This is a genomic window from Burkholderia sp. 3C, assembly GCF_054589155.1.
Map to the genome: position 1 here is coordinate 123802 of NZ_BAAILN010000107.1, position 8988 is coordinate 132789.

Consider the following 8988-nt stretch of genomic DNA (forward strand, 5'->3'; position numbering starts at 1 on the left):
CCCGGCAAACGCGACGCGGGCGCGAGGCGCGAGCGACGCGCCCCGGGTGATTGCTACACGGCTTGCAGAATTTACCCGGCGGCGTTCAGCGGACCCGACCCCAGCCGCCGAACGCCCAACAGCCCTCACGTGCCTCGAACGATCCGCTCCACCGCGTCGAACAACTGGTCCGCATCGAACGGCTTCTGCAACGCGGTCCAGGCGAAATCGAACGCCTGCATCCGCGACACGGCGTGGCCCGACGCGAAAATCACGCCGATGCCGGGATACCGCGCGAACGCCAGACGCGCCAGTTCCATGCCGTCGATGTCGGGCAAGGCCAGATCGGTCAGCAGCACGCCGCATGGCTCGGTTTCGAGCAGCTCGAGCGCCTTGCGCGGATGGTCGGCCTTGAGCACCGTCAGGCCATTCATCTCCAGCAGCATGGCGGTGGCCTCCAGCGAATCGATATCGTCGTCGACCACCAGCACGCGCTTCGCGGCGGCCGCGTCGAAGGCCGGCGCAGGCGATGCAGCCGCTGCAGCCGGTTCCACCGCAATCGGCTCGCTCGCCATCACCGGTGCCGCCGGCGCTGCCGCCTCGCCAGCCGCGCTCAACAGCCCGCGCAGCCGGGTCGCCAGTTGCTGGCGGCTATACGGCTTGCTCAACAGCTCGACGCCAGGGTCCAGCCGGCCGCCGTGCACGATCGCATTGCGCGTGTAGCCCGACGTGAACAGCACCTTGAGCGCGGGCAACTGCTGCTTGGCCAGACGCGCCATCTCCGGGCTGCTCAACGGCCCCGGCATCACCACGTCGGTAAACAGCACGTCGATGCGCGCGCCGCTGCCGATCACGGCCAGCGCCTGATGCGCGTCGCTGGCCTTCAGCACCTCGTAGCCGAGCCCCGTCAGCGTGTCGATCACGGTCGACTGCACCGACAGATCGTCCTCCACCACCAGCACCGTCTCGCTGCCCTGCTGCGGCGTCTCGGGCGCGGCGCACGGCGTGGCGGCGAGCGCCTCGTACGTCATCGGGAAATATGCCTTCACGGTGGTGCCGTAGCCGACCTCGCTGTAGATGCGGATATGCCCGCCGCTCTGCTTGACGAAGCCGTAGGCCATGCTGAGGCCCAGGCCCGTGCCGATGCCTTCCGGCTTGGTGCTGAAGAACGGGTCGAACGCGCGGGCCAGCACGTCGTGCGACATGCCCACGCCGTTGTCGGTCACGGCCAGCATCACGTACTGGCCCGGCAGCACGTCGGGCTCGGCCGCGACGTAGCCCTCGTCGAGCGTCTCGTTCGACAGTTCGAGCGTCAGCTTGCCGCCCTCGGGCATCGCCTCGCGCGCGTTGACGGCGAGATTGAGCACGGCGTTCTCGAACTGGTGCGGATCGAGCATCGCGAACCACAGCCCCGGCGCGACCACCGTATCGATCTCGATGGCGTCGCCGAGCGTGCGGCGCAGCAAGGCGTCCATCTCGCGCAGTTGGCGCTCGGGGCTCACCACCAGCGGTTGCAGCGCCTGCTGCCGGCCGAACGCCAGCAGATGCGCGGCAAGCCGCGAGCCGCGCTCGGTCGCGTCGATCGCCTTTTGCAGCCGTTCGAGCGTCCACGGGTCGTGCTCGTGGCGATGCGTGAGCAGATCGAGATTGCCGCGCAGCACCTGCAGCACGTTGTTGAAATCGTGGGCGACGCCGCCCGTCAACTGGCCGAGCGCCTCCATCTTCTGCGACTGGAACAGCGCGGCGCGCGCCTGGTCGAGCTGCTCGGCGGCCTTGCGGCGCTCCGTGATGTCGCGCGTCACCTTGGCGAAGCCCACGATCACGCCGTCGTGCCGAATCACGTCGATCACGACATGGGCGAGGAAACGGCTGCCGTCGCGCCGCACCCGCCAGCCTTCCGCCTCGAAGCGCCCTTCGTCGCGCGCCGTGGCGAGCGCACGCTCCGGCACGCCATCCGCCACATCTTCGGGCGTGTAGAAGCGCGAGAAATGCGAGCCGACGATCTGCTCGGCCGTATAGCCCTTGATGCGCTCGGCGCCCGGGTTCCAGCTCACCACGCGGCCGTCGGGCGACAGCATGAAGATCGCGTAATCCACCACGCCCTGCACCAGCAGCCGGAACTGGCGCTCGTTCTCGAGCGCCGCGTCGTAGGCCGCCTTCTCGTCGCTGAGGTCGCGCACGACCTCGACGAAGCCCAGCAGCGTGCCGTCGTCGCCGCGCAGCGCGGTCATCACGACGCTGGCCCAGAACGGCGCACCGCCGCTGCGCAGGCGCCAGCCAAGGCCGGCATGGTGGCCGTGCTCGGCGGCGCCGGCCAGGGCGTGGCCGGGCACGCCGGCCGCGCGGTCGTGCTCCGGATAGAACCCGGAAAAATGCCGGCCGACGATATCGGCGCTCCGGCAGTCGTGAATGCGTTCCCCGCCGCGATTCCAGCTCAGGATGCGGCCGTCCGGCGCCAGCGTGCAGATCGAGTAATCCCCGGTCGTCTGCACCCATGCGCGCTCCCAGTCTCCCGACGGGCCGGCTTGATAAGTCGTTGTACTTGTCATGATTGGTGACTGTTGTGGTGTCGATCGCGTTGGGTCTAGACGAGCGGCCGAAGCTCGCCGGCTTCGTCCGAGCGCGGCAGATCGAGACGGAACGTCGTGTGATCGGCTTCGTGCGTCTCCACGCGCGCCGTGCCCTTGTGCATCTGGATCACCTTCTGGACGATGTTCAGGCCGAGGCCCAGGCCCGCGCGCTTGGGCGAGCCGGCCGCGCCCGGCCCGAACGCCTCGAACAGGTGCGGCACCACGTTCGCCGCGATCACGCCGCGATTGCGCACCTTCACCACCACCCGGCCCGCGGCCTCGCCATCCACATCGACCGTCACCGGGCTGTCCGCCGCGCCGTATTGCAGCGCGTTGCTGACCAGGTTGGACACGGCCTGCCACAGCAGGTCGCCATCCCACACGCCGGCGCAATCGCCGCGCTCGGTCACGACGATCCGGTCGCCGCCCTCGCTGGTGCGGAATTCGTCCGCCACCGCGCGGCACAGCGCGCCCAACTGCGCGGGCTGCCGCTGCATCTGCAGCCGGCCGCCTTGCAGGCGCGCCAGGTTCAGCAACTGATGCACCATGCGCGCCATGCGCAGCGAGCTGGTCTTGATGCGGTTCGCCACGGTGGCCGTCTGCGTGCCGGCCGGATCGCGCAGCAGGTATTCGGCCGAGGCCAGCACCGCGCCGAGCGGCGTGCGCAGATCGTGGCCGAGCACCGCCATCAGCATCTCGTTCGCTTCGAGCAGGTCGCGGGTGGTCTGCAACTCCTCGGCCAGCAGCCGCTTGTGCCGCTCCAGTTGCACGAACACCTCGACCTTCGCCTTCAGGATCGCCGCATTGATCGGCTTGTAGAGGAAATCGACCGCGCCGGCCTCGTAGCCGCGAAACGTGCGCGACGCCTCTTCCGAGGTGGCGGTCAGGAAGATGATCGGCACGTGGGCGGTGCGCGAGCTGCCGCGCATCAGCGTGGCCAGCTCGAAGCCGTTCATGTCGGGCATGTTGACGTCGAGCAGCGCCAGCGCGACGTCATGCACCAGCAGCAATTCCAGCGCCGCGGTTCCCGATTGCGCCACCAGCAGGTTGACGCCATCCCGGGCAAGCAGGGCCTGCAACGCCGTGATGTTGTGGGCGATGTCGTCCACAATGAGAATGTTGACAGAAGCCATGGTGTGCATCAGGAGTAAACAGGCAAACTCGCCAGCCGGTTGGCCATCGCGAGCGGTGAAAGGATGGCGTCGGCGGCCCCGCGCGCGATCGCCGCGCGCGGCATGGTGGGCGCCTCCGCCGTCTCCGGTTGCTGCACCCAGGCCGTTCCGCCCGCGGCGCGAATGCAGGCCAGGCCGGCCGCGCCGTCGTCGTTGGCACCCGACAGCAGCAAGCCCAGCAGGCGGCTGCGAAATTGATACGCGGCCGATTCGAACAGCACGTCGATCGACGGCCGCGAGAACCCCACCCGGGCATCCACCGACAGCGCCACCGTGCGGTCGTCGGCGGCGAGCATATGGTAATCGGGCGGCGCCAGATAAACGTGCCCGCCCCGCAGCGGCTCGCCGGCATCGGGCTCGATCGTCGGCAGCCGGCAATGGCGCGCCAGCGCCTGCGCCAGATGGCTCTGCGCATTGGCCGGCAAGTGCACCACCACCATCACGATCGCCGAAAAATCCGCCGGCAGCGCGCCGAGCAGCACGCCCAGCACCTCGACGCCGCCGGCCGACGCGCCGATCACCACGGCCTCGTAGGCGCGCGGTGCGGGCTCGGAGGGAAAGGAAGCTGCGCACGAAGTCATCAACGTTTCCGGTAAATGCGCTCGCGCTCGCGGAAATCCTCGAACGCCGGGTGCTGCCCCGAGAAGCGCAGGCTTTCCTTGATGCCGAGGCCCAGAAAGCCGCGCCGCACCAGCGTGCGCTCGAACAGCGCCAGCGCGCGATCCTGCAACGCGCGATCGAAATAGATCAGCACGTTGCGGCACGACACCAGATGCGCCTCGAGAAACACCTCGTCGGTCGACAGGCTGTGATCGGCGAACACCACCCGGTCGCGCAGTTGGGTCGAAAAACGCGCGCCGCCATAGGCCGCGTGATAGTAGTCCGACAGCGAACGCTTGCCGCCGGCTTCCAGGTAATTGCGCGAGAAGCCCGCGATGCGGTCGAGCGTGTAGATGCCGGCTTCGGCGCGCGCCAGCGCATCGGGGTTGATGTCGGTCGCATAGAACATCGTGCGCTCGGTGAGCCCCTCCTCCTCGAACAGGATCTTCATCGACCACAGCTCCTCGCCGTTGCTGCATCCGGCCACCCACACCTTGATCGACGGATAGGTCCGCAGGATCGGCAGCACCTGCTCGCGCAGCGCGCGGAAATAGGCCGGATCACGAAACATCTCGCTGACCTGGATCGTCAGGAACTGGAACAGCCGCGTGAAATCCTCCTCGCGGCGCAGGATGCGATCCTGCAACTGCGACAGGCTCGGCAGGCCGAATTCCGTCAGCGCCTGCGTGAGACGGCGGCGCAGCGACGGCATCGAGTAATGCCGGAAATCGTGCTGGTATTTCAGGTAGATCGCGTCGAGCAGCAGCTTCAGTTCGAGATCGAAATCCGACAGGCGCGGCTCGGCGTCCGGCGCGGCCGGGCCGGCCGGATCGTTCGGGTCGGTGGGATCGACGGGGTTCATGCGGTCGATGTCCATCTCAGCGCTGCCGCAGCCAGACCCGGCAGAGCGACACGAGCTTGTCGATGTCGATCGGCTTCGAGATGTAATCGTCGGCGCCCGCCTCGATGCAGCGGATGCGGTCGTGCTCCATCGCCTTGGCGGTCAGCGCGATGATCGGCAACTGCAGGAAGCGCACGTCCTGGCGGATCGCGGCCGTGGCGGCCAGGCCGTCCATCTCCGGCATCATCACGTCCATCAGCACCAGGTCGATCTTGTGCCCTTGTTCGAGCACCTCCAGCACTTCGCGGCCGTTGCGCGCGATGAACAATTTCGCGCCGAGCGGCTCGATCACGTGCGACAGCGCGAAGATGTTGCGCGCGTCGTCCTCGGCCAGCAGGATCGCGCTGCCCTCGAACACGTCGTCGCGCTGGCGCACCGTGCGCAGCATGCGCTGCTGCTCGGGCGCGAGCGTCGATTCCACGCTGTGCAGGAACAGCGTCACCTCGTCGAGCAGGCGCTCGGGCGAGCGCGCGCCCTTGATGATGATCGACTTCGAATAGCGGCGCAGGCGGTGTTCCTCGTCGACGGACAGCGTGCGGCCGGTGTAGACGATCACCGGCAGCAGCGCGCGCGCCGGGTCGGTCGCGAGCCGTTCGAGCAGGTCGTAGCCGGTGCCGTCGGGCAGCGCGAGGTCGGTCACCACGCAATCGAACTCGTTGCCGTCGAGCTGCTCGATGGCGCGCGCCAGCGTATCGACCGCCACGATGTCGGTGGTCTCGTTGCCGAGCAGCACGCGAATGCTCTCGCGCATCGCCAGGTCGTCCTCGATCACCAGCACGCGCTTCAGGCGATGTTGCAGGCGGCCTTCGAGGCGGCGGATCGCCGATTCGAGCGTGGCGCGCGCCGCCGGCTTCATCGTGTAGCCCACCGCGCCGAGGTGCAGCGCCTTCGCGGTGTGATCGGTGGCGGCCACGATATGGATCGGGATGTGGCGCGTCAGCGAATCGTTCTTCAGCCATTCGAGCACGGTCAGCCCCGAATGATCGGGCAGGCCCACGTCGAGCAGCACGGCGGTCGGCTGCATGTCGCGCACCAGCGCGATGCCAGAGCCGCCGTCGGCCGCGTGCACGAAATCGAAATCGAGTTCGTGCACGAGATCGCGCAGGATGCCGGCGAACACGAGGTCGTCCTCGATCGCGAGGATCAGGCGGCCGGGCCGCTGGCGGTAATGCCGGTCGTCGGCGATCGATTGCGCCGCCGTGGCCGAGCTGGCGGCCGTCACGGCCCGCTCGTGCGGATCACGCGACGGCGTGCTCGATGCGCCCGATGCGCCGGTCGTGAAACCGGCCGCGCCGAACGTGGCGGCCAGGCCCGGTGCGTCGGCCAGCATCGGCACCGCATCGCGCAGCGCACGTGCCGAATGCAGCGCGCCGGCGTCCGGCGTGCCTTCGGCATCTGCCGTCCACGCCGCCTCGGCCGGCAGCCACAGCGTGAAGACGCTGCCCGCGCCGAGTTCGCTCGCCACGCCGATCCGTCCGCCCAGCAATTCCGCGAAGCGGCGCGAGATCGACAGGCCCAGGCCGCTGCCGCCGTAGTGGCGGCTGGTCGAACCGTCGGCCTGCTGGAACGCCTCGAAGATCATTTCGAGCTTGTCGGCGGCGATGCCGATGCCGGAATCGCGCACGTCGAAACGGATCTGGCCCGACGCGTCCGCGGAGATGCTCAGCGCCACCTCGCCGCGCTCGGTGAACTTCAGCGCGTTGGACAGCAGGTTGCGCAGGATCTGCACGAGCCGCTGGCTGTCGGTCACGATCGTCGCCGGCGCGCCGGGCGCACGCGAAATCGTCAGCGCGAGCGGCTTGGCGGCCGCGATCGGCTCGAACATCTCGCGCAGCGACTGCATGACCGGTTCGAGCGCCACCCACTCGGGCTCCATCGTGACCTGCCCGGCCTCGACCTTCGACAGATCGAGAATGTCGTTGATCAGGTTCAGCAGGTCGCTGTTCGAGCTGTGGATGGTTTCGGCGTAATGGACCTGTTCCTTGGTCAGATTGCCGCCGCGGTTTTCCTGCAGCAGCCGCGCGAGAATCAGCGAGCTGTTCAGCGGCGTGCGCAACTCGTGCGACATGTTGGCCAGGAACTCGGACTTGTAGCGGCTGGTCTGTTCGAGTCGCGCCGCGTTGGCCGAGATCGACTCCTGCGCCGTCACGAGTTCTTCCTTCTGCCGCTCCAGGCGCTGCGCGTATTCCTCGAGTTGCGTGTTGGTCTGCTCAAGCTCGGCCTGATGCGACTGGAGCCGCGCCTGCGAATCGGTCAGCGCCCGCCCGCGCTCCTCCAGCCCTTCGTTGGCCACCCGCAGTTCTTCCTGCTGGACCTGCATTTCCTCGTTCAGCAGTTGCGCTTCCGCGAGCGTGTCCTGCAGGCGCTCGCGATATTGCGCGGCGGCGAGGAAGTCGCCCGTGCTGTTGGCGATCAGTTCCAGGAATTCGAGGTCGCGCGCCTCGATATCGCGCATGAAGGCCATTTCGACCACGCCGTTTACCGCATCGTCGCTCGTGACCGGCAGCACCACCAGGCCGCGCGGCGCGCTGCCGCCGAGGCCCGACGTCACCATCAGGTAGTTGTCGGGAATGTCCTTGAGCACCACCGTGCGGCGCGACGTGGCGGCCTGGCCGATCAGGCTTTCGGCGTCGCGGAAGCTGCGGGCGCCGCCGGCGGCGGCATCCGCGCTGAAGCCGTGCGTGGCGACCCGGCGCAGCTCGCCGCTGGTCGCGTCGCGCACGTAGAGCGCCGAGACGAACGCGTCGAGGTAGTGCGCGAGGAAATCGAGCGTGGCCTGCCCCACCGAGGCGGCGCTGCTCTGCCCGACCATCTTTTCCGCGAGCAGGCGCTGGCCCGAGCGCACCCACACCTGCCGTTTCAGCACGTCGGTGTGTTCGACCTGCTGGCGCAGCGCGTCGTCATAGGTGCGCGACAGTTCGAGCAACTCGCGCCGGCCGCGCCACGCCAGGAACGCGCTGACCAGCACGCTGAACAGCACGAACACGCTGACGAGCACCGCCGTCAGGCTCCGGGCGGCGTCGCCGCGTTGCTGGCGCAGCGCCAGTTCGACGTCGAGGAAACCCGCGAACTCGCGGCGGATTTCGTCGAATTCCTGCTGGCCGCGGCTCGAACGCACCGCGCCGCTGTAATCGAGGTTCTTGCGGCGCAGCTCGATGATGTCGTCCGCGTTGCGGTTCCAGCGCGTCTGGATCGCCTGGATGCGCTTGAGCGTCTCGACCTGGGGCGGGTTGTCGGACACCAGCTTCACCAAACCGTCGATCTCGGCCTGGAAGCGGCTTTCGTCGAGTTCGTAAGGTGATAGAAAGCGTTCGTCGCCGGTGATCAGGTAGCCGCGCATCGACGCCTGGCGTTCGACCGCCAGCCGCATCATTTCGTTGGCATTGCCGATCACCCGCTCCGAGTGCTCGACCCAGCTCATGGTGGAGGTCAGATACAGCACCAGCCCGATGAACACCGCGACGCTCACCAGGCCCATGCCGAGCGGTAACGCGATATTGCGCTGGATGATCTTGCGGAAAGTGAGCGGGTCGAGAGCTTCGGTCATTGGGTCCTTTGTGCTTTTTAATCCGCGCATCGGCCGGCAAATGCCTCGACTTCGTCCGGATGAGCGGACGCGGGAATCGGGCGTTCGGGAGCGGGTCGGCGGGTAGCGCACCCGCACTTTACAGGGCATGGATCGCTCGCGAAACTGCGATCTCGCTGTGGGGGGCGGTGGTGGGGGTGGCGGCGCTTCGACTTGCCGGGTTTGGGTCGATTTTGGGGC

At 68.0% G+C, this 8988-nt stretch carries 5 protein-coding genes; all 5 read right to left on the reverse strand.

Going from position 1 to position 8988, the window contains the following annotated elements; translation table 11 throughout:
• Window positions 1-125: 125 nt before the first annotated feature.
• Genes ACYP33_RS21265 through ACYP33_RS21285 form a run of 5 tightly spaced genes read right to left on the reverse strand, consistent with a single transcriptional unit; the run spans window position 126 to window position 8769 of the window.
• Window positions 126-2528: a PAS domain S-box protein gene (locus ACYP33_RS21265; protein ID WP_459623804.1), complete on the reverse strand. Its 2403-nt coding sequence runs from the start codon at window positions 2526-2528 to the stop codon at window positions 126-128.
• 35 nt (window positions 2529-2563) lie between these two features.
• The gene (locus ACYP33_RS21270; protein WP_414449705.1) at window positions 2564-3691 is read right to left on the reverse strand and encodes a hybrid sensor histidine kinase/response regulator; all 1128 of its coding nucleotides are present in this window, start codon (window positions 3689-3691) and stop codon (window positions 2564-2566) included.
• Entirely contained in the window at window positions 3691-4302 is a 612-nt protein-coding gene (locus tag ACYP33_RS21275; RefSeq protein ID WP_459623805.1) for a chemotaxis protein CheB, read from the reverse strand. Before ACYP33_RS21275 ends, ACYP33_RS21270 begins: the two co-directional genes overlap by 1 nt.
• Window positions 4302-5183 carry a CheR family methyltransferase gene (locus ACYP33_RS21280; protein ID WP_459623806.1) on the reverse strand — a complete coding sequence of 294 codons (882 nt, stop codon included), beginning with the start codon at window positions 5181-5183 and terminating at the stop codon, window positions 4302-4304. Before ACYP33_RS21280 ends, ACYP33_RS21275 begins: the two co-directional genes overlap by 1 nt.
• Before the next feature lie 16 nt (window positions 5184-5199).
• Window positions 5200-8769 carry a response regulator gene (locus ACYP33_RS21285; RefSeq protein ID WP_459623807.1) on the reverse strand — a complete coding sequence of 1190 codons (3570 nt, stop codon included), beginning with the start codon at window positions 8767-8769 and terminating at the stop codon, window positions 5200-5202.
• Window positions 8770-8988 lie beyond the last annotated feature (219 nt).

What these genes read in the sequence shown, in the direction of transcription:
- ACYP33_RS21265 (WP_459623804.1), bottom strand. Translation starts at nt 2,528, where the DNA reads ATGACAAGTACAACGACTTATCAAGCCGGCCCGTCGGGAGACTGGGAG.
- ACYP33_RS21270 (WP_414449705.1), bottom strand. Translation starts at nt 3,691, where the DNA reads ATGCACACCATGGCTTCTGTCAACATTCTCATTGTGGACGACATCGCC.
- ACYP33_RS21275 (WP_459623805.1), bottom strand. Translation starts at nt 4,302, where the DNA reads ATGACTTCGTGCGCAGCTTCCTTTCCCTCCGAGCCCGCACCGCGCGCC.
- ACYP33_RS21280 (WP_459623806.1), bottom strand. Translation starts at nt 5,183, where the DNA reads ATGAACCCCGTCGATCCCACCGACCCGAACGATCCGGCCGGCCCGGCC.
- ACYP33_RS21285 (WP_459623807.1), bottom strand. Translation starts at nt 8,769, where the DNA reads ATGACCGAAGCTCTCGACCCGCTCACTTTCCGCAAGATCATCCAGCGC.